Origin of the sequence: Proteus sp. fly-1013 (assembly GCF_040140245.1) — a bacterium.
Classification (GTDB): Bacteria; Pseudomonadota; Gammaproteobacteria; order Enterobacterales; family Enterobacteriaceae; genus Proteus; species Proteus mirabilis_B.
The window spans coordinates 752,614-775,017 of the sequence record NZ_JBEEWD010000001.1 but is presented as its reverse complement, the minus strand read 5'-3'; the positions used below and the strand labels follow the sequence as shown (position 1 = coordinate 775,017).

The 22,404-nt window shown below is 37.0% G+C and carries 22 protein-coding genes; 8 read left to right on the top strand and 14 right to left on the bottom strand.

Annotated features, from left to right (window positions below):
• Positions 1-180: 180 nt before the first annotated feature.
• On the top strand, positions 181-729 hold the full coding sequence (locus ABN236_RS03795) for an RNA 2'-phosphotransferase (RefSeq protein ID WP_349473401.1): 549 nt from the start codon (positions 181-183) through the stop codon (positions 727-729).
• 72 nt (positions 730-801) lie between these two features.
• Here ABN236_RS03795 and ABN236_RS03790 read toward each other — a convergent pair whose 3' ends face one another.
• From ABN236_RS03790 to pgpB, 6 genes are all read right to left on the bottom strand, one after another.
• On the bottom strand, positions 802-1,224 hold the full coding sequence (locus ABN236_RS03790) for a hypothetical protein (protein WP_194952410.1): 423 nt from the start codon (positions 1,222-1,224) through the stop codon (positions 802-804).
• Positions 1,225-1,345: 121 nt separating this feature from the next.
• Positions 1,346-1,669, bottom strand: coding sequence for a stress response translation initiation inhibitor YciH (yciH, locus tag ABN236_RS03785; RefSeq protein ID WP_088495683.1), 324 nt, complete (start codon positions 1,667-1,669; stop codon positions 1,346-1,348).
• Positions 1,670-1,675: 6 nt separating this feature from the next.
• Complete coding sequence (gene pyrF, locus ABN236_RS03780) at positions 1,676-2,410, bottom strand: orotidine-5'-phosphate decarboxylase (RefSeq protein ID WP_088495684.1); 735 nt, start codon at positions 2,408-2,410, stop codon at positions 1,676-1,678.
• A gap of 45 nt (positions 2,411-2,455) precedes the next feature.
• Positions 2,456-3,625, bottom strand: coding sequence for a lipopolysaccharide assembly protein LapB (gene lapB, locus ABN236_RS03775; protein WP_088495685.1), 1,170 nt, complete (start codon positions 3,623-3,625; stop codon positions 2,456-2,458).
• 12 nt (positions 3,626-3,637) lie between these two features.
• The gene (locus ABN236_RS03770) at positions 3,638-3,955 is read right to left on the bottom strand and encodes a LapA family protein (protein WP_088495686.1); all 318 of its coding nucleotides are present in this window, start codon (positions 3,953-3,955) and stop codon (positions 3,638-3,640) included.
• A gap of 159 nt (positions 3,956-4,114) precedes the next feature.
• On the bottom strand, positions 4,115-4,834 hold the full coding sequence (pgpB, locus tag ABN236_RS03765) for a phosphatidylglycerophosphatase B (protein ID WP_194952409.1): 720 nt from the start codon (positions 4,832-4,834) through the stop codon (positions 4,115-4,117).
• A 266-nt stretch (positions 4,835-5,100) separates the two neighbouring features.
• On the opposite strand from pgpB, the gene ribA reads away from it, so the two are divergent.
• The 3 genes from ribA to ABN236_RS03750 all read left to right on the top strand — a co-directional run bounded on the left by ribA (position 5,101) and on the right by ABN236_RS03750 (position 7,745).
• Complete coding sequence (gene ribA / locus ABN236_RS03760; protein WP_088495688.1) at positions 5,101-5,700, top strand: GTP cyclohydrolase II; 600 nt, start codon at positions 5,101-5,103, stop codon at positions 5,698-5,700.
• A 249-nt stretch (positions 5,701-5,949) separates the two neighbouring features.
• Entirely contained in the window at positions 5,950-6,765 is an 816-nt protein-coding gene (locus ABN236_RS03755; protein ID WP_349473400.1) for a MetQ/NlpA family lipoprotein, read from the top strand.
• Between the two features lie 176 nt (positions 6,766-6,941).
• Positions 6,942-7,745 carry a sce7726 family protein gene (locus ABN236_RS03750; protein WP_349473399.1) on the top strand — a complete coding sequence of 268 codons (804 nt, stop codon included), beginning with the start codon at positions 6,942-6,944 and terminating at the stop codon, positions 7,743-7,745.
• 11 nt (positions 7,746-7,756) lie between these two features.
• On the opposite strand, the gene ABN236_RS03745 is transcribed toward ABN236_RS03750, so the two are convergent.
• From ABN236_RS03745 to acnA, 3 genes are all read right to left on the bottom strand, one after another.
• A complete protein-coding gene (locus ABN236_RS03745) occupies positions 7,757-8,824 on the bottom strand; it encodes a beta family protein (protein WP_349473398.1) in 1,068 nt (355 codons plus the stop codon).
• A 21-nt stretch (positions 8,825-8,845) separates the two neighbouring features.
• Positions 8,846-9,181 (bottom strand): hypothetical protein, encoded by a 336-nt coding sequence (locus ABN236_RS03740; RefSeq protein WP_318621668.1) that lies wholly within the window; start codon positions 9,179-9,181, stop codon positions 8,846-8,848.
• A 235-nt stretch (positions 9,182-9,416) separates the two neighbouring features.
• Complete coding sequence (gene acnA / locus ABN236_RS03735; RefSeq protein ID WP_349473397.1) at positions 9,417-12,089, bottom strand: aconitate hydratase AcnA; 2,673 nt, start codon at positions 12,087-12,089, stop codon at positions 9,417-9,419.
• Between the two features lie 219 nt (positions 12,090-12,308).
• Here acnA and ABN236_RS03730 point away from each other — a divergent pair, with 219 nt between their 5' ends.
• Entirely contained in the window at positions 12,309-13,139 is an 831-nt protein-coding gene (locus ABN236_RS03730; protein WP_088495694.1) for an Evf family palmitoylated virulence factor, read from the top strand.
• A gap of 61 nt (positions 13,140-13,200) precedes the next feature.
• On the opposite strand, the gene cysB is transcribed toward ABN236_RS03730, so the two are convergent.
• The 3 genes from cysB to topA form a co-directional block, all read right to left on the bottom strand.
• Positions 13,201-14,175 (bottom strand): HTH-type transcriptional regulator CysB, encoded by a 975-nt coding sequence (gene cysB / locus ABN236_RS03725; RefSeq protein ID WP_075672088.1) that lies wholly within the window; start codon positions 14,173-14,175, stop codon positions 13,201-13,203.
• Between the two features lie 237 nt (positions 14,176-14,412).
• The gene (gene sodC, locus ABN236_RS03720) at positions 14,413-14,937 is read right to left on the bottom strand and encodes a superoxide dismutase family protein (RefSeq protein WP_088495695.1); all 525 of its coding nucleotides are present in this window, start codon (positions 14,935-14,937) and stop codon (positions 14,413-14,415) included.
• Positions 14,938-15,092: 155 nt separating this feature from the next.
• The gene (topA, locus tag ABN236_RS03715; protein WP_194952407.1) at positions 15,093-17,690 is read right to left on the bottom strand and encodes a type I DNA topoisomerase; all 2,598 of its coding nucleotides are present in this window, start codon (positions 17,688-17,690) and stop codon (positions 15,093-15,095) included.
• 307 nt (positions 17,691-17,997) lie between these two features.
• Here topA and ABN236_RS03710 point away from each other — a divergent pair, with 307 nt between their 5' ends.
• Positions 17,998-18,246, top strand: coding sequence for a YciN family protein (locus tag ABN236_RS03710; protein ID WP_088495697.1), 249 nt, complete (start codon positions 17,998-18,000; stop codon positions 18,244-18,246).
• A 491-nt stretch (positions 18,247-18,737) separates the two neighbouring features.
• Here the strand turns inward: ABN236_RS03710 and sohB are convergent, their stop codons facing one another.
• The gene (gene sohB / locus ABN236_RS03705) at positions 18,738-19,784 is read right to left on the bottom strand and encodes a protease SohB (RefSeq protein ID WP_349473396.1); all 1,047 of its coding nucleotides are present in this window, start codon (positions 19,782-19,784) and stop codon (positions 18,738-18,740) included.
• A 213-nt stretch (positions 19,785-19,997) separates the two neighbouring features.
• On the opposite strand from sohB, the gene ABN236_RS03700 reads away from it, so the two are divergent.
• Together ABN236_RS03700 and cobO are read left to right on the top strand one after the other, a co-directional pair.
• Positions 19,998-20,759, top strand: a complete 762-nt coding sequence (locus tag ABN236_RS03700) for a YciK family oxidoreductase (RefSeq protein WP_171455364.1) — start codon at positions 19,998-20,000, stop codon at positions 20,757-20,759.
• 25 nt (positions 20,760-20,784) lie between these two features.
• Entirely contained in the window at positions 20,785-21,375 is a 591-nt protein-coding gene (cobO, locus tag ABN236_RS03695; protein WP_098943002.1) for a cob(I)yrinic acid a,c-diamide adenosyltransferase, read from the top strand.
• A gap of 44 nt (positions 21,376-21,419) precedes the next feature.
• Here cobO and ABN236_RS03690 read toward each other — a convergent pair whose 3' ends face one another.
• Positions 21,420-22,367, bottom strand: coding sequence for a hypothetical protein (locus ABN236_RS03690; protein WP_349473395.1), 948 nt, complete (start codon positions 22,365-22,367; stop codon positions 21,420-21,422).
• Positions 22,368-22,404: the final 37 nt, after the last annotated feature.

Sequence of the window (22,404 nt, the reverse complement as noted above, 5' to 3'; positions counted from 1 at the left end):
CTTAAATCGGTATACAATAAGGCTGATAGTTCATTTTGAGCTATCAGCTTTTTTTATGTCTTTAATTTCTAGTCAAACTAGTGATAAAAATGAACATTAAAAAGAAAGGAAATGTTTTTATGTTGCATAGGTATTTTCTCTTGCATCATAAATTTAATAATTAATAAATGGATTAAATCAATGAAAGACAAAGTACAAGTTAGTCGTTTTTTAAGTTATATCTTACGTCACGCCCCTGAAAGTATCGGTTTAACGTTAGATGACCAAGGATGGGGAGAAATATCAAAATTGATCCCATTAGCACAGAAAAATGGAACAGTGCTAACTCTTGAATTAATTAAAGACGTTGTAGAAACCAATGATAAAAAGCGTTTTGCTATCTCAGAAGACGGACTTTTTATTCGTGCAGTTCAAGGTCACTCGCTTAAAACCACAATTGATTACCAAGCAATTACTCCCCCTAAAATACTTTTTCACGGTACAGCAACTCGCTTTATCGACAGTATTTTTAAGCAAGGTTTAATTCCTAATGGTCGTCAATATGTTCATCTTTCACAAGATCATAAAACAGCCGTGAATGTCGGTGATCGTCATGGAAAAGCCATTGTTTTAACGGTGGATAGTGAAAAAATGTTTAGTGAAGGCTTTGAGTTTTATCAGGCTGATAATGGTGTTTGGCTAACACTTTCAGTACCAGTGAAATATCTAAAAATAGATGAGAAAGAATAGAATGAAATGCAAAAAAATAGGTGACATTGTCACCTATCATCTTACTTATGAACTTCGCTGTTTTACTAACAATTAATCGGGATGTCCCGTGATCGTGATTTTAGTGCCTTTCTTATCTTCTTCTAATAAAAATTCCGTAAAGCCACCTGAAAACTGTTGTTCTATCATCAATTTCTTTGGACTTTCCCATTTATAATCAACAGAAACATCATCTTTCGTATACTCTTTTTGGATGTTATTGTTCACCTTAATGGTTTTTACAAGATAATCTTCATCATGTTCACTGACATATTTTTTATAAGCATCTGCAATTGAAAGACCTGAATAAACACAATAGGTTAGTGCCCCACTTTCAAAGACCTCATCCATTGTTTGCTCTGGCGAAGAGCAGTATTTATCATGAACAACCATGTTCTCAGTCTTATTTTCTGCCTTAGTTTCTGCAAAAAGCGCAGAAGAATATAACAGTGCAACAACCATCCAATACGCTTTCATAAAATACCTTTAAAAAGACATCTCTTATGTGAAAATAAAAAATGTGACAATAAAAAATGCGCTAATCTCAATGGAAAATCAGCGCACTATGATTAATTTTGTTGCTATCTAGCTAAATAAATCAGCCACCAGCGAGTTTAACTTTCATTCCTTTGGCTTCTAACAGCGATTTAATTAAATCACGTTTATCACCTTGGATCTCAATTAAGCCGTCTTTTACACTACCACCACAACCACATTTTTTCTTCAATTCAGCCGCCAGTTTGGCTAACTCTGCATCATCCAGATCGATACCTGAAACAACGCAAACACCTTTGCCTTTGCGTCCACTAGTTTGGCGCTGAATACGCACAATACCATCACCGGCAGGACGCACAGGCTTTTGTTCTTCTTCTTTAATGCGACCCGCATCTGTGGAATAAACCAAGCGAGAGTTATTATCCATGTTAAATTACATACCTTGTATAGAACGATTAATTTGTTGCAGTGTTTCTAGAGGATTATCACTACGTGTGATAGGACGACCAATCACCATATAATCAACACCTGCGGTAATGGCTTGCTCTGGTGTCATTACGCGACGCTGATCGCCAACATCACTTCCTGCCGGGCGAATACCCGGAGTGACTAATAGGAAATCATCACCACAAACTTGTTTAAAACGCGTTGCTTCATGTGCAGAGCAGACAACACCATCAAGACCACAAGATTTTGTCAGTAACGCTAAACGTTCAGCTTGTTCTGCTGGTGTCAATGTTATTCCCAATTCAATTAAATCGGATTGATCCATACTGGTAAGTACAGTCACTGCCGTTAAAAGTGGCGCATCTTTACCAAAGGCTGTAAGGCTCTCTTTGGCAGCACGCATCATGCGACTTCCGCCACTTGCATGTACATTAACCATCCATACACCTAAATCAGCGGCAGCGGCAACAGCTCTTGCAACAGTATTGGGAATATCATGGAATTTCAAATCTAAGAAAATATCAAACCCTTCTTTTTGTAACTGAGTGACAAATTGAGGTCCAAAACGGGTAAACATCTCTTTACCAATTTTTAAACGACAAGATGAGGGATCGATACGCTGTGCAAAATCTAATGCACTTTTTTGGTCTTCATAGTCTAGTGCCACAATAACGGGCGCGCAGGTAAGCTCGGGCGATTTTTTATCACAATGAAATGACATTTTAGGGCCTTTATTTATAAAGAGACTATTAAAAAAGTGACATCGTCACTGACCATCTAAACCGCGAATAGGTTTAACGGTATCCCATGAACGACAGGATGGACAATGCCAATATAATGCATGAGAGGTAAAACCACATTTATGGCAACGATAATCTGGTTTTGTGCGAATTTGTTCACCAACCATATAGCGCAATAAGATAAGGCTCTCTTTGGCACGTCCTTCTTCCGCTTCTGCTAAATGGTAACGCATTAAACGATAGAACAAACGCATGGTTGGATGACGCTCTAATTGACGATTAATGTATAACTGCGCCGCTTCAATACCTTCTTTCGTTTCAATAATGTCAGCAAGGTAAAGCTCAGCAATTGCACCACAATTACTATCCACACATTGACGTAAATAAGTTTCCCAACGAGAAGTATCACCTTGAGATTGGAAACACTCAAAAAGCATAGGTAAGGTTTCACTGACCATCTCTTTATCTTGCTCAATCACTTTCATTAAAACATCAATGGCTTTTTGTTTATCATCACGAGCAATATAAATACGACCATACATAATTGAAACACGGGCACAGAGAGGGTCCATTTGCCCTGCTTTTTGTAACAAATTCAGCGCACTATCAAGGTTATCACTGCTCATTTCTTGGAGAGCTAATTCACAATAAAAATGTGAAATTTGTTCTTTTAATTCATGCTGACCTAATTTCACCAATTTTTCAGCCGTTTCTATGGCTTTTCCCCAATCACTGGTTAACTGGTAAATAGCAAGCAAAGATTGTAGCGCACTTTGGCGAAATTCTTGTTCATCAATAAGTTGCTGAAACATATTTTCAGCACGATCGTAAACACCTGCCGCCACATAGTCACGACCTAGCTGTTGAACAGCAAGTAGGCGTTGATCAAAAGAAAGTGCAGCACTCTCCATTAACGATTGGTGGATACGAATAGCTCGTTCGACTTCGCCACGAGAGCGGAAAAGATTACCTAAAGTAAGATGGGCTTCAAAAGCAGAGCTATCTTCTTTAAGCATTTCGAGGAAAAGATCAACCGCTTTATCTTGTTGATCAGAAAGTAAGAAGTTAACACCCGCCACATACTCACGTGACAGGCGATCGGCGTTCTGCTGTTTGTCCTGTTGAGCGCCACGACGCCCCATATACCAGCCGTAAGCCGCAGCGACAGGTAATAACAGAAACAGCAATTCTAGCATCAGCTATCGTCCTTATTTCGTAGCAGAAGCAACCGTTGGGCGACTTTCTTGGTTTTCTTGTTTTGTTTGGGCGCTTTCAAGACGTTTAATCTTACGTTTTGCTCGACCTAGTGATAAGCGTGCACGTAGATAAAAAACACCACTTACAATCCAGCCAAGTACAAAGCCCACACCAAACAGAGCCGCTAACAAGGTAGAAATACGATATTCACCTTGAGCAATAAGGTAATTAAATGTGACTACCTGATCGTTATTTGTGCCTAAAGTCATGGCTATCACCACGATGGCAAGAACAAGAATAACCAAAATAAAAAGTAGGACTTTTTTCACATTATTTCCTTTTTTATTCTCTTTTCTTTAGTAGACAGATAAAGGTAGCATTTTCACTGCGCACAAAGAAAGTCATTTCTTAGAATCATCTGATTTTCGTATATTTTTTCACATAAATATCGAAAAAGACATTCTGTATCTCAAAAATAAGGGCTATCGTCAGGATTTGAGCAATAAACGTCGCTCAATCACCTTAAATGCACACCAAACCAGCACTGTGCTGATAAGAATACCGACAATCACATCAGATGCCCAGTGCATTCCTAATACAATACGCCCTACCGTGACATCAATTCCCCATAATAACCCGAATGACGCTAAAAAATAATGACGACGCAACATAAAAAGGACAAAAACAAATAATGCGAGTGTGGCAGAGAATAAGCTATGACCCGATGGAAAAGCATAACCCGTTTCTGCTTTCCAATGTTTAAGTTGCCATTCAGGGATCACTGGTGAGTTGGCTAATCCATTTTGAAGTAATTGTTCTCGCTCTGGTCTTGAAACTTGATAAAAAGCTTCAGAGCTAATGTGCAGATTTTTACTAACCCAAACAACATAAGGACGAGGCTCTTTTACTGTGTTTTTAACCGCGACCTTAATTAATTGCCCAATAGATAATGTAGCAATAATTATCACTGCTAATTGAATAAAATGGTTACGCTTCAATTTTAAAACCATAAAGAGCAATGCTAACAAAACAATAATCGTCACAGCGCCCCAAGGTTTTGCTGCACTATCTGCTATCCATAATGTACTTATACCGCCTAAAGGGTGGTCGGTAGGTTGCCATTTCCAACCCAATATCAACACAACACTCGGTATGATTAAGAGCAACACACAGCCCAATAGAATCAACTTTGTTATTTGCTTATTCAATATATTGCCTCTTCTTTAATACGAATGTTGTCTTTCGTTCATGCTTAAAGGTAATTAGTATAATCGATGATAGTTTAGCAATAAATCATTATGCAATAAGGCTTAAAATCTGATAATTTGTAGTGGTGTGAATTTATAAGTGTGTGTTACCCAATTTCCTTGCCTATCAGACATGGAAATATTTCAGTGTTTTATTTCTCTTTGTTCTCGTTATAAAGTGTATAATCTTGAACGAGAGTTTCACCTGAAATTATGAGTCAAAAATAATGAAATTAAGACGTATCGCAGAAGCAAAACTACCAACTCCTTTTGGTGAGTTTTTAATGGTTGGTTTTGAAGAAATCGCAACAGGAAAAGATCATGTCGCCCTTGTCTATGGCGATATTTCAGGCTCAGAGCCCGTATTATCTCGTATTCATTCAGAATGCTTAACGGGTGATGCTTTATTTAGTTTGCGTTGTGATTGTGGTTTCCAACTTGAAGCTGCGCTTTCACAAATCAGCAAAGCCGGTCGTGGCGTATTACTTTATCATCGCCAAGAAGGCCGCAATATTGGATTACTAAATAAAATACGCGCTTATGCATTACAAGATAAAGGATTAGATACCGTTGAAGCGAACCTCGAGTTAGGTTTTAAAGCAGACGAACGTGATTTTACCCTTTGTGCTGATATGTATAACTTATTAGGTGTTCATGAAGTTCGATTATTAACCAATAATCCGAAAAAAATTGAAATCATGAAAGCCGCAGGCATTAATGTTCTCGAGCGAGTGCCATTGATCGTCGGACGTAATCCAAGCAATGCGCATTATCTTGATACTAAAGCCGATAAAATGGGCCATCTTTTATTTAAGAAAGCGCAATAATAAGTAACAGCACAGCATTAATTATTTTCAAATCCGAGCCTAAGTTGCTCGGATTTTTTATTTATGGTTTTTACTCTATTACCTTGTAAATTCATTCTTTATCTATTTTCTTTGTTTATATCTTGTTCTTTTTTATCGCTCTTTCATCATTCAATTATATCATGTGAAAATTTGTCATATGCGATTTCATTGACTATCCATCTGATTCTAAGTTATTTATTAATAAATAAATTTTGATAGGAATGCATTATGCCATTACATTTTTCTGGTAGGATTTTCAGCGCGCTATTATTAGCAGGAACGTTATTAACTGGCTGTGATAATAGCGATAAAAACAGCTATTCAATCAAGGTTGGTGTGATTAATGGTGCTGAACAAGATGTGGCTGAAGTTGCCAAAAAAGTCGCCAAAGAAAAATATGGCTTAGAGGTTGAATTGGTAAGTTTCAGTGGTTCTTTATTACCTAACGATCCCACTGCAAATAAAGAACTTGATGCCAATGTTTTTCAACATCGCCCTTTTCTCGCCCAAGATAATCAATCTCGTGGTTACAATTTAGTGGCTGTTGGTAATACCTTTGTTTTTCCTATGGCGGGCTATTCAACAAAAATTAAGCATCCTTCGGAGTTAAAATTAGGCGATACCATCGCAGTTCCTAACGATCCCACCAATTTAGGTCGAGCATTACTGTTATTAGATAAAGAAAAGCTGATTACGTTAAAACCAAACAGTGGTTTATTGCCTACAGCTATCGACATTATTGATAATCCACTTAAGCTTAAAATTATGGAGCTAGAAGGCGCACAATTACCACGGGTTTTAAACGATCCTAAAGTGACTGTCGCTATTATCAGTACAACTTATATCCAGCAAATTAATTTATCTCCTACCAAGGACAGTATTTTTATTGAAGATAAAAACTCTCCTTACACCAATATTATTGTGACAAGAGAAGATAACAAAAACGCTGATAATGTGCAGGATTTTATTAAGGCTTACCAATCACCAGAAGTTGCAACAGCCGCCGAAACCATTTTTAATGGTGGTGCAATTCAGGGCTGGTGATAGAAGTTCTAATTTTTAAAGAGGGGTGTTTTTAATAACCTCTCTTTTTTAATACTTAACTTACTATTATTAATTAAAAAATAATTTTTTGTAGAAAATACATTTATAAAATAATAAGTTACACCTTTATCTTAAATTGTTATAATACTTAAAATTTACGTTTTTATGAGTTTCAAATGTCTATTCCATTGAGAGAACAAGAAGTTAAGATAGCCCTCATTAATTGGTTATATATAAATGGGCACCTAAACGATGCAACCATTATCAATGAGATGGTTGTTGCTAACTGGACAAGACGCGCTGATTTAGCCGTCGCCAATGGAAATTTACATGCCTTTGAAATAAAGAGTGACTTTGACTCATTAAAAAGACTTGAAGGACAGTTATCAACTTTTTCTTCCCGCTTTGAAAAAGTCACGGTGGTATGTTCACCTCGTTTCACAATAGAAATCCAAGAAATGGAAAACTCTGATATTGAAATCATAGAGTTTATATCTACTGAACAACATATTGATTTTAAAATTATTCAAAAAGGTAACCAACGAATAATTCAAGATAAATTAGTCTATTGTGATTTCTTATTAAAAGAAGAAATAAAAAATTTATTAAAAGAACACGATATTGCTATTCCACCAGCATGTTCTCGTCAACAATTAGAAATTATTATTGAAACACTTCCACTTAATATTATTAGAAGTCATGCTATCAATTCCGTAAAAAAACGTTATTTATCAACATCAAATAAATATTTAGCTTTACTCAATAAAGACAAAAAAATAACAACAAAACATTTAGATTTATTAAGTAGAAAAAAACAAAATCAACCTAAAAAAAACAAACTCGCTTTAAAGCAAGTTGATACGGAACCAACCATTGATTTTCATTTTATAGATACAAAAAAAATATCAGAAAAATTTGGCTGTTCGAAAAAAGATATTCCATCTAAGGTAATAAAAAGATATGTTATAAAGGAGGACTAGTCCTCCTTTCTTTAAATTATATCAAGATCATAAGCATCATAATTATCCATTTCACAACGCTCTATCTGTTTAGATAAATGTAGATTTACTCTTACCGCAATCCATTTAGCAGGACTTCCCATTCCAGTTACATTACCACTTGCAGCATTTCGTATCATTTCAGCACCCCAAGATGGATCACTTTCATACGAAGGGTACTCTTTTAATATAGATTTTGCAGCATCTATATAGCCATTCGCATCTTTAGCATCAGGTCTTCTTTCAAAATACCAAGCATCATCTAAAGCGATATCTATACGAGGAATATAGCGCCCCATTACATCATCATAAACAACAGAATGAATCGAGCCATGATCACCATAAATAGCAACAGACTGTCCTCCAATGGATTGATGAAAGTCGCGTTCCATTACATCTATAAAACCACTTTGCTTATTTTCATGACAAAAACGTATAACTGAACTTGGAAAACTAGTTGTCAAAATACTAATAATCGCCTCAGGTATTTCAGTTCTAATTTGATTAATCGCATTGATAGTCGCTATAACAGCCGCAGGAAAACTTTCTCTGATATAGCCTAAATCAATAAATATTATTGCATTTTGAGGCTTATCTAATGCGACAAGCGAACTAATCACACGGTTAACATCCATATGTATATTCTTGATCCTAAAAGCGATATAACCATATTGTGATTCTAGGATCTTTGCTTGCATTACAATATCACGAAGTTTGGCTAACTCGGTTATTTGAACTGTTGGAATGATTTTTTCATATTGAGAACAAAAATCTATCCATTTCTTAAAGTTTTGCTGATGAGATAATAAATCTAGACTTGATTCACAATGATGTTTTACTTCTTGTGTTACATCAACAATAAATTGATTACCATTAACTGATTCTATTGTTTTATTCATTGATGTTTTAATATCATCAGAACGAGGCCATTTCCCTAATGTTATTATTGGTAATATTTTCTTCTTATTTTCATCACTTAACTTTTCCAAACCTAATATTTCGGCTCCTCTTGTTCTTAGTGTAGGGTAATAATTGTAGTTTTCGAATTGTATTTTAGACAAGATTGACTCCTAAATTTATTATTAATTATCTCGAGGTATTGCTGTGGTTCGCATAGGATTATTTTGTGATGCTAAATATGTAGCAATACTTTCTATATTTTTCCTTTGATACTCAACATTAGTTAATTCATTTGATATTGTATTATTTTTTTCAATAAGATTAGTGAGTTGTAAGCTTAACCTTTTAAAAAAAATATAATTAAAATATCCAACAAACAATGCAGCCAACCATCCAGAACAAACAAAAATCCATTGAGCAAGCTCTTTGTCTTGCATAAAGCTTGTTATTAATGCAACTAAAGTACCACAAATACCGACAATTCCATATATATGATTAAACATAGTTAAATATTCCATTTCTAATTATTCTATATTTAAAGTTAAGTTCAAAATAAATAATAACAATAAAATAAAAGCAAAGTCATTTTATTTAAAATTTATTTTCAATTAGCTATAAATTAAATAATAGAAATATTAAATTATTTTCACATTGAATTATAAAAATAAATTCATTCAACCTGATAAATAATATTCCATAAAAACAAAAACGCCCCATTTTTATAATGAGGCGTTTGATTACAGCTAAACCTAATTAAAGCATATTACGAATAACATAATGCAATATGCCACCGTGTTGAAAATAGGCTAATTCAGTTTGAGTATCAATACGACAACGCGCCATAATAGTTTCAGTGTGATTATCTGCGAAAGTAATATTAACTGCGACATCTTGGCTCGGTGTTAATGCATTAAGCCCTGTGATCTCAATTTTCTCATCACCTTTTAAGCCTAATGTTTGACGAGTTACTCCTTTAGGAAACTCTAAAGGTAAAACCCCCATACCAATCAAATTAGAACGGTGAATACGCTCAAAAGAGCCTGCAATAACGACTCGCACACCTAATAAACGTGTTCCTTTTGCCGCCCAATCTCGGCTAGAGCCTGAACCATATTCACTACCAGCAATAATCGCCAATGGCGTATTTTCTTGTTGGTAACGCATTGAGGCATCGTAAATAGCCAGTGTTTCTCCCGTTGGAATATGCTTGGTAAAACCACCTTCTACTCCCTGCACCATTTCGTTACGAATACGAATATTGGCAAATGTGCCTCGCATCATAACTTCATGATTACCGCGTCTTGAGCCATAAGAGTTAAAATCTTTCGGCTCAACACCGTGCTCACGCAAATAACGCCCCGCTGGACTATCCGCCTTAATATTACCCGCAGGCGAGATATGATCAGTTGTCACTGAATCACCTAAAATAGCCAAAATGCTGGCTTGATGAATATCTTTAATTGGAGCAGGCGTTTTTGACATTCCTTCAAAGAAAGGCGGATGTCGAATATAGGTAGAATCTGGTTGCCAATCATAGACAGGTGTATCTTGTGTTTTCAGTGATTTCCATGTCGCATCACCTTCAAACACAGCGGAGTACTCTTTATGGAACATTTCTGTTTTAACTTTCTCAACAGCATCAGCAATCGCTTTACTATCAGGCCAAATATCTTTTAAATAGACGGGATTGCCCTGTTTATCTTTACCTAATGGCTCTTTAGTGAGATCGATATTCATATTGCCTGATAAAGCATAAGCAACCACTAAAGGCGGTGATGCTAACCAGTTGGTTTTCACTAAGGGGTGTATTCGACCTTCAAAGTTACGGTTACCGGATAACACAGCCGCAATAGTTAAGTCATTATCCTTAATTGCACTTTCAATCGGTGCTAATAAAGGCCCAGAGTTACCAATACATGTTGTGCAACCATATCCCACAAGATTAAACCCTAACTCATCAAGATAAGGGGTTAATCCTGCTAGATTAAGATAATCTGTGACCACTTTAGAGCCCGGAGCCAAAGAAGACTTAACCCAAGGTTTACGTTGTAATCCTTTTTCTACCGCATTTTTAGCCAATAATCCGGCTGCCATTAAAACATTAGGGTTTGATGTGTTGGTACATGATGTGATCGCCGCAATAACGACAGCACCATCAGTTAATTCAAACGCAGGATAATCATCAATTTTTACTTGAGGGAAGTGTGACAGTGGTTTCTTATTAGTTTCAAGCTCTACTGCTGCTTTAAATGCTTTTGGTACACTCGGTAGATTAACTCTATCTTGAGGACGTTTAGGCCCAGCGAGGCTTGCTTCAACGGTTCCCATATCTAACGATAAAGTTGACGTAAAGATAGGCTCATCACCTGTATGTCGCCATAAACCTTGCTCTTTGCTGTAAGCTTCAACTAGTGCTATTTCCTGCTCTTCACGTCCTGTTAAACGCAAATAATCAAGAGTGATATCATCTATTGGGAAGAATCCACAGGTCGCACCATACTCTGGTGACATATTGGCTATTGTTGCACGATCAGCTAAAGGTAATGACGCTAAACCATCTCCGTAGAATTCTACAAATTTACCCACCACACCGTGAGCGCGTAACATCTGTGTGACGGTTAAAACTAGATCAGTTGCGGTGATCCCTTCGCGTAATTTTCCTGTCAGTTTAAAGCCAACAACATCAGGAATTAACATGGAGATAGGTTGACCTAACATTGCGGCTTCTGCTTCAATGCCTCCTACACCCCAACCTAGAACACCAAGACCGTTAATCATTGTGGTATGAGAATCTGTGCCAACTAAAGTGTCAGGATAAGCCACATGACGCCCATTTTGCACTTCAGACCAAATAGCTTTGCCTAAGTACTCAAGGTTTACCTGATGGCAAATTCCGGTACCCGGCGGCACGACACGAAAGCGTTCAAAGGATTGCTGCCCCCAGCGTAAGAAAAGGTAGCGTTCATAGTTACGCTCCATTTCAATTTCCACGTTTTCAGCAAACGCATTTTTACTGGCATATTCATCAACCATAACAGAGTGGTCAATAACTAAATCAACAGGTGATAGTGGATTGACTTTATCCACCTTCCCACCCAAAGATTTCACTGCTTCACGCATAGCGGCTAAATCAACGACCGCAGGCACACCGGTAAAATCTTGCATAAGCACCCTTGCAGGTCGATAAGCAATTTCACGTGATGCATGTGCTGTTTTTTGCCACTCAACTAACGCCTTAATATCCTCTTCAACAACAGTTTCATTGTCGAGATAACGCACTAAGTTTTCTAGTAACACCTTCAGGGACTTAGGAAGACGGGTAATATCGCCTAATTGGCGGGCAATTTCTGAAAGACGGTAGTACTCATATTCTTGAGATCCGACTAAGAGCGTGGAATGGCTCTCTTTTTTCAAACGTAACGACATAGCTTCTCCTTCTTATTTTTATACTGACAGCATGTTTAAACTATCAAAATAGGTAAGGTTATTTATTAAACATATCATATAACGTTGAATTTCGCTTAAAGACCACACAATTTGTTAACACAATGTTATGGTTGTCATGATGTTAATAAATTTTAGTCTCTGAATTTTCACTTAATTAGACTTTAATGGGAGAGGTATAACTGTGTAAGGATAATATTTATGAATAACAAACAATCTGATTTACTAAAAAATATTATGAATGCTGATCGCTATTTTGCGGAGCCTGTTACACCGCCTTTTCCGCAAACCTTATCGATGAATGCATTACATTCTCAAAATATAAAAGATGCCGAAGGTTTAGTACAATTTATCATCGCATCACCAAAACCTTTTGAGCCTTCCGAAATAGAAAGAATGTCACAACTTAAAAATATTCAAATTGGACTTATTTCTATTATGGCAAACCATCTTGCTGCATTAAAAAAAGAGGATAATGAAGCCTATTATCGCCCCGAACATTGGTTAGATACCCTCAACCATTTACCCCTTCTAGGGCACAATAAAATCGAAACAAAAAAGCTTCATAAGCAAACCTTTGATTTTTCCGTTGCTCAAGCATTTATTCAGTTATTACTAGGCGCTGCAATCAATGCCACATCCCCCGCACTTGGAGAATTTATTGATTTTTTACGTACCCAAGGACAAAAAATAGAAGTCGGTTTACGAAAATCATTAGATAGCTATCAAACGATAACTATTGCGGGGATCACGGAGATACTCAATCATAATAATCATCTTATTTTTGTTCCAAAGCTGAAAATTTTGAGTCTACGTTTTTCTTATCAATCAGCGAAAATGCTACTCGCTAGTTGTATAGGTCGTAAATTTACCCTCTCTTTAGAGTACACCACTATTACCTCTGTATTTGATGCTAGCGCACTTGATGATCCGCTAATTAATCAGCAATTTTATGATTTTTTAAATAAGTATCGTCAGTTAAGTATTGCCAAATCAGATGCTTTTTTTAGTGGAGATTTTTATTTGAAATGAGTAATAGCAGAAATTAGGTTTATGAACACGCTTGAAGGCGGGGATCACCCGCCTTTCAGTATTACACTAAAGGTAATTCGATATCTTTAAATAACTCTTCAATTTCTTCGTTAGTTCGCAATGCAACCGCTTGTTCAATCAAATTACGTGTAAGATGAGGAGCAAAACGCCACATAAAATCATACATATAACCACGTAAGAAACCACTACGACGGAATGCAATTTTAGTGGTGCTATAACTAAATTTATCACGCATATCAATCGCGACTAAATCGCTATCAAGTACAGGATCAAATGCCATACTGGCAATCACACCAATACCTAAATGCAGCCTCACATAAGTTTTAATGACATCCGCATCGGTTGCAGTGAAAACAATTTTAGGTTTTAGCCCTACTTTACCGAAAGCATCATCAAGATCAGAACGCCCAGTAAAACCTTGGGTATAGGTGACGATATCGTAGCCCGCAAGCTCTTTTAACGTTACTTCTCGTTTTTGTGCCAGTGGATGATCTTTTGAAACCACTACAATACGGTTCCAACGATAGCAAGGTAACATCACTAAATCGTTATAGAGATGCAGTGATTCTGTCGCGATAGCAAAATCACTTTTACCTCTGCATACATCTTCAGCAATTTGTGTTGGCGATCCTTGGTTCATATGCAGTGAAACATCAGGATAGCGCTCAATAAAACCTTTTATTACTGGGGGTAATACATAACGAGCTTGCGTATGAGTTGTTGCAATCGATAATGAGCCTCTATCTGGATAAGTGTGTTCACCGGCAGCAGATCGAATAGCTTCTGTTTTTGATAAGATTTCTCTAGACAGCCTTACAATTTCTTCACCCGCAGGTGTCACATGCGTTAGATGCTTACCACTGCGAGAAAATATTTGTATACCTAGCTCATCTTCTAACATGCGAATTTGTTTACTTATTCCCGGTTGAGATGTATACAAACGCTCTGCCGTGGTTGAAACATTTAAATCGTTATTCACCACTTCAACGATATAACGCAACTGTTGTAATTTCATGGAGAGGCTATCCCTTCAACAAAAGACTTATTATTCCGTTATTCTATTTATATTCATATAACTAAAAAGAATAATAAAGATGTAATATATAACCACTATATCACTTATTTCATTTCGGTCTAACGTAATTAATAGCGTTATTTAGATTTTGTTATATCGAATAGTTATAAGCTATAAACAAGCATAAAAAAAGCCGACGTTATTTGTCAGCTTTTATTTCATAATATTGGCACTAAATTATTTAATCACACCACATGCCATTCTTGCACCACCACCGCCAAGAGCAGCAGGATCATCAGAATAGTTGTCGCCACCCACATGCACCATAATTGCTTTGTCTTTCACTTGCTCAAGCTTAGTGAGTTTTGGCGCTAATACTGCGTAATCAGCAACACCTTTATCATTGACAACTAATCCTGGTAAATCACCTAAATGCCCATCTTTATTATAAGGCCCCAAGTGAACACCAACTTTTTCAGGATCTAAATGACCACCTGCTTTTAAAGCAGGTACAGGTTTGCCATCTTTCATATCCGGCTCACAAGAACCATTAGCATGAATATGAAAACCATGAATACCCGGAGTTAATCCAGTGAGTTTTGGCGTAAATAACAGCCCATAATCAGTTTCAGTGATAGTGACAACACCAATATCGTTGCCATCACCTGTCGGTAAAGCTTCTTTTAACGTGACATCTAACGTTGCAGCACTTGCCACAGAAGTAAAGAGTAAGCCAGATAGTAACAAAGGCATCAGTTTCATAGTATCTCCGTCTTATTATTAGCAAGGTAAAATATCAGACAAATAGAAATTAACCATTAATACTGTTTCAGTGTATTTAATTAGCATACCTTCTTAATACAAAAAAGCGACTAACTCTCATTAGTCGCTTTTTTATGTATCACGCAATGCCAATGTTATTTGGTTTTTTCAACCCACTTTCCATCGACATAAAACGCAGACCAACCTGTTGCCTTACCGTCTTTCTCTGAAGAAACATATTGCTGTTTTGTTTTACGACTAAAACGCACAATCGTTGGGTTTCCTTCAGGATCAGCCACCGGAGCTTCTGCTAAATAGCGCATTTTCTCTGCTAAACGGTCTTTAAAGCGAACTAGCTCTTCTACTTTTGGTGCCCGCGTTTCTCTTGATTTAGGGAACGTGTTTGCAGCCAAGAAGACACCCGCAGCACCGTCTCGTAAGACAAAGTAAGCGTCTGATTTTTCACATAGCAATTCAGGAAGTGGAACGGGATCTTCCTTCGGTGGTGCAATTTCACCGCTTTTTAAGATCTTACGGGTGTTTTTACAATCATCATTTGTACAACCCATGTATTTACCAAAACGCCCCATTTTCAGGTGCATTTCAGATCCACATTTATCGCACTCAATAACTGGACCTTCATAACCTTTTAAGCGGAATTCACCTTCTTCAACTTCATAACCATCACATGCAGGGTTATTACCACAAACATGTAATTTGCGATGAGTATCAATCAGGTAACTGTCCATTGCAGTACCACATTTCGGGCAACGACGACGAGCACGTAATGCGTTAGTTTCTGCATCTTCCCCTTCAAGAATATTTAATAATTCATCTTCAGGGATAAGGTTAATGGTTTGCTTACAACGCTCTTTAGGCGGTAATGCATAGCCTGAACATCCTAAGAATACGCCTGTTGTCGCCGTTCTAATTCCCATATGTCGAGAACAAGTTGGACACTCAATTGACGTAATAACCATTGGATTTGGTCGCATTCCGCCCTCTTCAGGATCTTTTTCAGCAACATCTAATTGCTGACTAAAATCGGTGAAGAATGCATCTAATACCGCTTTCCAATTTTCTTCATTATTAGCAACATGGTCGAGGTGATCTTCCATTTGCGCAGTAAAATCGTAATTCATTAAATCGCTAAAATTCTCTTCTAAGCGATCAGTTACAATTTCACCCATTTTTTCTGCATAAAAACGACGGTTTTCAACTTTCACATAACCACGATCTTGAATAGTGGAGATGATAGATGCATATGTTGAAGGACGACCGATACCGCGTTTTTCTAATTCTTTAACTAAAGTCGCTTCGCTAAAACGTGCTGGTGGCTTAGTAAAGTGTTGAGTGGGTTCTAACTCAGCTAAAGCCAGTTTTGCCCCTACATCAACGGCTGGTAAGGTTTTATCTTCATCTTTATTACGCATCGCTGGCATGACTTTCGTCCAACCTGCAAAACGTAAAGTACGACCTTTAGCACGTAGTTTATAATCACCTGATTCGACTGTTAATGTGGTCGAATCGTATTTTGCTGGTGTCATTTGACAAGCAACAAATTGATTCCAAATCAGTTGATATAAACGTTTGGCATCGTTATCCATATCTTTTAAAGATTCTGCGATAACGTTGATGTCAGAAGGACGGATAGCTTCGTGCGCTTCTTGAGAGTTTTCTTTGCTCGAATAAACGTTTGGCTCTTTCGGCAAATACTTAGCACCAAAATTCTCATTGATATAATCACGCGCCATTTGAATTGCATCCTGACTTAAGTTAGTCGAGTCAGTACGCATATAGGTTATATAACCTGCTTCATAAAGGCGTTGAGCTAGCATCATTGTCTTTTTCACACCAAAGCTTAAACGCGTACTTGCCGCTTGCTGTAAGGTTGATGTGATAAGCGGTGCGCTTGGCTTGCTGGATGTTGGTCTATCTTCACGATCTTTTACCGTGAAGGTCGCATTCTGTAATGCTTTAACCGCAACCTGAGTCTCATCAGATGAAACAGGGTTGAAGGCTTTGTCATTATAATGCGTGACTTCCATACGCAATGGCTGTTCATCAGGCGTTAACAGCGATGCGTGTAATTGCCAATATTCTTCAGGAACAAAGGCTTTAATTTCACGCTCACGTTCAACTAAAAGACGCACAGCAACTGATTGCACTCGACCCGCAGATAATCCGCGAGCAACTTTTTTCCAAAGTAAAGGCGAAACCATATAGCCCACAACACGATCCATAAAGCGACGTGCTTGTTGCGCGTTAACGCGATCTATATTTAACTCACCCGGAGTTTGGAAAGCTTGTGTAATGGCATTTTTAGTGATTTCGTTAAAAACCACTCGACTAAACCGTTCATCATCACCGCCGATAACTTCGCGTAAATGCCACGCGATAGCTTCTCCTTCGCGGTCAAGGTCCGTTGCGAGATAGACATGATCAGCTTTCTCAGCCAATGCTTTTAGTTCAGCCACGACTTTTTCTTTGCCGGGTAGAATTTGATAATTCGCATTCCATCCATTATAGGGATCAACTCCCATACGGCTGACTAAGGCTGATTTCTCATCCTTTTTAACTTTTTTCACGCCTTTCGTGGCGGATGAGTTTTCGCTCTTCTGGCTGCCAGAACCACTCTTTGGCAAATCACGAATGTGACCCACGCTAGATTTAACTACGTAGTCATTGCCAAGATATTTATTGATCGTTTTGGCTTTAGCCGGGGACTCCACGATAACAAGAGCTTTACCCATAATTACCTTTACCTAATTAAACTTTGTTATGACGGTATCGTTTAATACCCTCAACTAAAAAAATGTTTAAAATCTCTTTTTTATATTGCGTTAGTTTTGCAATATATCAACCTGTTTTTATTCAAAGCTTTTGTTCGAGCTCAAAACTCGTGACTTTTTTTGAGGTATTTTAATCACCTCATCGCTTTGATCGGGTACAGGCAAATCATTGTTTGCTACATATAGAGTAGCTAAGCTTTTAAAAATGCCACACTCTACCTGATAAAAAGTGAGGCGCAACAAATTATTTTTCTAAGGAGCACATATTATGTCAACACAAACTACACCGATTACAACAGAGATGCTACTTGAAAAAGCGAATAAAATCATATGTGAACATGAAGATTATATACATGGTATGCGTGCTGATTCGGTTGAACAGAAAGGTAATGTCCTCGTATTTAAAGGCGAATTTTTTTTAGATGAACAAGGCTTACCTACTGCAAAAAGCACAGCGGCATTCAATATGTTTAAGCATTTAGCTCATGTGTTATCTGACAAATACCATTTAGAATAAATCATATTCGTGATTATTTTTGTTTAATCACTAAAGTAAATTGATTTACTCTTTAATCGATAACAAAAAAGAGACTTTACTTGCCAGTTATTGCATTCATTCAGATGCCAATAACTGGCATAATTAAACAAAAATAAAGAATAAAAATTCAACTTGAACGTAATGCGTATTTTCTATCACATCTCAACTCACAATTACACTTACCTATCAATACAATCAGTAATATCAATTATTTTTATTTTCTATTTACGGCTATATTGAAGTCTCCTAGAAAGAGGAAATATTTACCCTGTTGTTGTTATAAGCAATATCAATTATTTCTTTGATTGCCAGTGAATTTTTCACTGGCTTTTTTTTTCTTATCGAAATAAAAGCTTTTAAAATAAAAGATTAGAATATTTATTGGAAAGAGTTGGGAATAGTGATAGGTCAGGAAAGATGATATCAGCAATAATCCTATTGCTGATATCATTTATGGCGTACTTATTGGATTATAGTAGCGGTTTTTTACTTCTCTGTACCCAACGCATCATTAGTTTATCAATGCTTTCCATTGCACCGCCTGTAACACGTTCAACCATTTTCTTCTTGGTAACATATTGGACTGAGAGGACTTCAAAGTCATTAATATGATTGATTAACCAATCATCACTCACACCAACTTCATCAATTAAGCTTCTGTTTAGTGCTTCTGAGCCGTACCAATACTCACCAGTTGCAACACTATCAATATCAAGTTGAGGGCGATATTTATGCACAAATGATTTAAATAACAGATGTGTTTCATTTAAATCTTGCTTAAATTTCTCACGTCCTTCTTCGGTATTTTCGCCTAATAAGGTCAATGTGCGTTTATATTCGCCAGCAGTATGTAACTCAACATCAATATCATTTTTCTTGAGTAAACGGTGAATATTAGGGATTTGAGCCACAACACCAATCGAGCCAATAATCGCAAATGGTGCAGCAACAATTTTATCTGCTACACATGCCATCATATATCCTCCGCTGGCAGCCACTTTATCGACAACCGCAGTCAGTTTAATGCCCTTTTCTTTTAAACGTGTTAACTGAGCTGCTGCTAATCCATAACCATGAACCATGCCACCCGGACTTTCTAAACGCAGTAATACTTCATCACCCGATTGTGCAACAGAAAGAATGGCACTGATTTCTTCACGTAATGCCCCCACTTCGTGGGCATCCATACTACCGTTAAAATCAAGCACATATAAACAAGGTTTCACAACGCCTTTTTTACCTTCTTTTGCATTGTTTTTACTCTGTTTATTCTCTTTTTTCTGCTGTTTCTTAAACGCTTTATACCAGACTTTTAATTCAGCATCGTCCATTTTCGCTTGTTGCATAACGCGCTGTTTTTCTTCATAGGCTTCAGCAAGATCAGTAACTTTTAATGTTCCTTTACGATTTTGCTTTTTATTTCCAATCACGACGAAAAACAACACGATAGCGATAATCGCCACAACAACAGTGACAATTTCTGCTAAAAACAGCCCATATTGCAAAATATACTCCACAAAGACCTCTTTTTAAGGTTAATAACACTGACTCAAACCAATACGCCTAGTTTAACGAAATTCTGCTTTAGCGCCAGCAACAAAGGCGTGATTATGTTTAATACCATAAAGAAAACAGCCATAAATTGTAAACAAAAAGTCAGACTAAACTGGTCGCTAGACAAATAAGACGTTACACTTTATTTACTTTTTACTAGACAGGATATCAATATGTTGCAATATCAACCCGATCATAGCGTGCTAAAAGATAAAATTATTCTAGTAACGGGTGCCGGTGATGGCATAGGAAAAGAAGCCGCACTAACTTATGCGCAATACGGCGCAACACTTATCTTATTAGGCCGTACTCTATCAAAACTTGAGGATGTTCAAGAAGAGATCATCACTTCAGGTGGTCAACAACCTATGTTATATCCACTTGATCTACTTACAGCGACAGAGAACGATTTTCAGCAATTTGCGGATACTCTCGTTAAACGCTTCCCTCATCTTGATGGCGTACTACAAAATGCCGGCTTATTAGGTGTTGTTGAGCCTATCATTAATCAACCAAGCAACCTTTGGCATGACGTTATGCAAGTCAACGTTAATGCGACATTTATGCTCACAAAAGCTCTGTTGCCATTGATGCTTAAAGCGCCTCATGCGAGTCTTATCCTCACGACATCCAGTGTGGGTCGCCAAGGTCGTTATGGTTGGGGAGCTTACTCTGTATCTAAATTCGCAACAGAAGGCTTTATGCAGGTACTGAATGAAGAATATAACGAAAGTACTTTACGTATTAACTGCATCAATCCTGGTGGTACTCGTACAGCAATGAGAGCGAGTGCATTCCCTGATGAAAATTCACAAAAACTAAAAACACCTAAAGATTTGATGCCGTTATATCTCTATTTGATGAGTGATGACAGCATTGATGTGAAAGGACAATCTTTAGATGCACAACCTGGTCGCAAAGCAGGTCCTGCTGAATAACATAATCTAAGTTCGAGGTAGTCCAATGAATGATGCACAACACCAAAAACGTCAACAACGTTTAAAAGAAAAAGTAGATACCCGAATTGAGCAAGCTCAACGAGAACAAGGTATTGTGATGATTTTTACTGGTAATGGTAAAGGAAAAACAACCGCAGCTATGGGTACAGCGACCCGTGCGGTGGGTCATCAAAAAAAGGTCGGTGTTGTGCAATTTATTAAAGGAACTTGGGAAAACGGTGAACGAAACCTACTGGAACAATTTGGCGTACCTTTCTATGTGATGGAAACGGGATTCACTTGGGAAACGCAAGATAAAAGTGCAGATACAGCCGCTTGTTTAAATACTTGGCAATATGCACTCAAACTGCTTAATAATCCAGAATATGACCTCGTTATTCTCGATGAGATTACCTATATGATTAGCTTTAACTATTTGCCATTAGATGAGGTTATTTCAGCTATTAGCTCTCGCCCTTCTCATCAAAATGTCATTATCACTGGAAGAGGCTGCCATAGAAAATTAATCGAGTTAGCAGATACTGTGACAGAAATGCGTCCTATTAAACATGCTTTTGATAGCGGAATAAAAGCACAAAAAGGCATAGATTGGTAATAATCCCTTATCACCTTTTCAATTATATAAAAATGAATAATTATTTATATTAAAGCGGGCTCGCTTAATATACCAGCACCAAATATACGCCCTGTTTCATTTATCAGTTTAAAGTAAGCGTCTTTATCATCGAATATATCATTCTGTATTTGCTGGCTATAAACTACAGCCATTGCCATTATATGGAAATGATATTCATTATAGTAATTTTGCTTTTCATTCGGATCACGTGAAGCTAAATAGGAATTGGTTACTTTATAAATACTTTTAGCTTCTTTCAGCATTTCACCATTATTAAACTCAATATGACTCAATGTCGGAATAAAATCATCTGTTCGCGTATTTTCATCATTTATCCAATTGTATTTATCTTTTTCTTTATGAGCTTCTAATAAATTACGTCCTGAATAAACATGAATACCATATGGCTTTCTTGATATAAAATCTTGAAATTCAGATTGGGAAAAACACTTAGTTAATACATTTACCACGCCCTTATTACTCCAATCAGGTAAATAAGTTGGGATAGGTTCATTTAATGGGATTTCACAGCGGAAAACATTATTATCAATAAACATAGCATCAGAGCTATTAATAGCACCATGTACAAGCTGGCCATCAATCCAAACGGAACGCATTGTTAAGTACAAATGCTCACTGTCTTCTTTAGGAGAAAAAATAGAAGTAAAACTATAGTAGATTTCCCTAGATGGATTAATTATCCCGCCATGATTACCGGGATAAATCATAAAGGTTTTCTTCTCTCCATCAGCATCAACTAATACATGCTTCCCATTCTCTAATTTTATTTCTTTCACTTCACCGGTATTAAGCCAAAAAGAGTTATTATCAATTTGAAAGACTAACGGTGTTGTTTTATTGTTACTAATATAAAACACGCCAGACTGTGAGTTTGAATTAATCGTTGGCTCACAACCCGTAGTAAGAGTAGTCGCACATAACATTGTTGTTAAATAAAAAGAACGATGCATATATCGCGTATACCTTATCGTAAAATATACAAATAAA

What these genes read in the sequence shown, in the direction of transcription:
- ABN236_RS03795 (WP_349473401.1), top strand. Translation starts at nt 181, where the DNA reads ATGAAAGACAAAGTACAAGTTAGTCGTTTTTTAAGTTATATCTTACGT.
- ABN236_RS03790 (WP_194952410.1), bottom strand. Translation starts at nt 1,224, where the DNA reads ATGAAAGCGTATTGGATGGTTGTTGCACTGTTATATTCTTCTGCGCTT.
- yciH (WP_088495683.1), bottom strand. Translation starts at nt 1,669, where the DNA reads ATGGATAATAACTCTCGCTTGGTTTATTCCACAGATGCGGGTCGCATT.
- pyrF (WP_088495684.1), bottom strand. Translation starts at nt 2,410, where the DNA reads ATGTCATTTCATTGTGATAAAAAATCGCCCGAGCTTACCTGCGCGCCC.
- lapB (WP_088495685.1), bottom strand. Translation starts at nt 3,625, where the DNA reads ATGCTAGAATTGCTGTTTCTGTTATTACCTGTCGCTGCGGCTTACGGC.
- ribA (WP_088495688.1), top strand. Translation starts at nt 5,101, where the DNA reads ATGAAATTAAGACGTATCGCAGAAGCAAAACTACCAACTCCTTTTGGT.
- ABN236_RS03755 (WP_349473400.1), top strand. Translation starts at nt 5,950, where the DNA reads ATGCCATTACATTTTTCTGGTAGGATTTTCAGCGCGCTATTATTAGCA.
- ABN236_RS03750 (WP_349473399.1), top strand. Translation starts at nt 6,942, where the DNA reads ATGTCTATTCCATTGAGAGAACAAGAAGTTAAGATAGCCCTCATTAAT.
- ABN236_RS03740 (WP_318621668.1), bottom strand. Translation starts at nt 9,181, where the DNA reads ATGGAATATTTAACTATGTTTAATCATATATATGGAATTGTCGGTATT.
- acnA (WP_349473397.1), bottom strand. Translation starts at nt 12,089, where the DNA reads ATGTCGTTACGTTTGAAAAAAGAGAGCCATTCCACGCTCTTAGTCGGA.
- ABN236_RS03730 (WP_088495694.1), top strand. Translation starts at nt 12,309, where the DNA reads ATGAATAACAAACAATCTGATTTACTAAAAAATATTATGAATGCTGAT.
- cysB (WP_075672088.1), bottom strand. Translation starts at nt 14,175, where the DNA reads ATGAAATTACAACAGTTGCGTTATATCGTTGAAGTGGTGAATAACGAT.
- sodC (WP_088495695.1), bottom strand. Translation starts at nt 14,937, where the DNA reads ATGAAACTGATGCCTTTGTTACTATCTGGCTTACTCTTTACTTCTGTG.
- topA (WP_194952407.1), bottom strand. Translation starts at nt 17,690, where the DNA reads ATGGGTAAAGCTCTTGTTATCGTGGAGTCCCCGGCTAAAGCCAAAACG.
- ABN236_RS03710 (WP_088495697.1), top strand. Translation starts at nt 17,998, where the DNA reads ATGTCAACACAAACTACACCGATTACAACAGAGATGCTACTTGAAAAA.
- cobO (WP_098943002.1), top strand. Translation starts at nt 20,785, where the DNA reads ATGAATGATGCACAACACCAAAAACGTCAACAACGTTTAAAAGAAAAA.
- ABN236_RS03690 (WP_349473395.1), bottom strand. Translation starts at nt 22,367, where the DNA reads ATGCATCGTTCTTTTTATTTAACAACAATGTTATGTGCGACTACTCTT.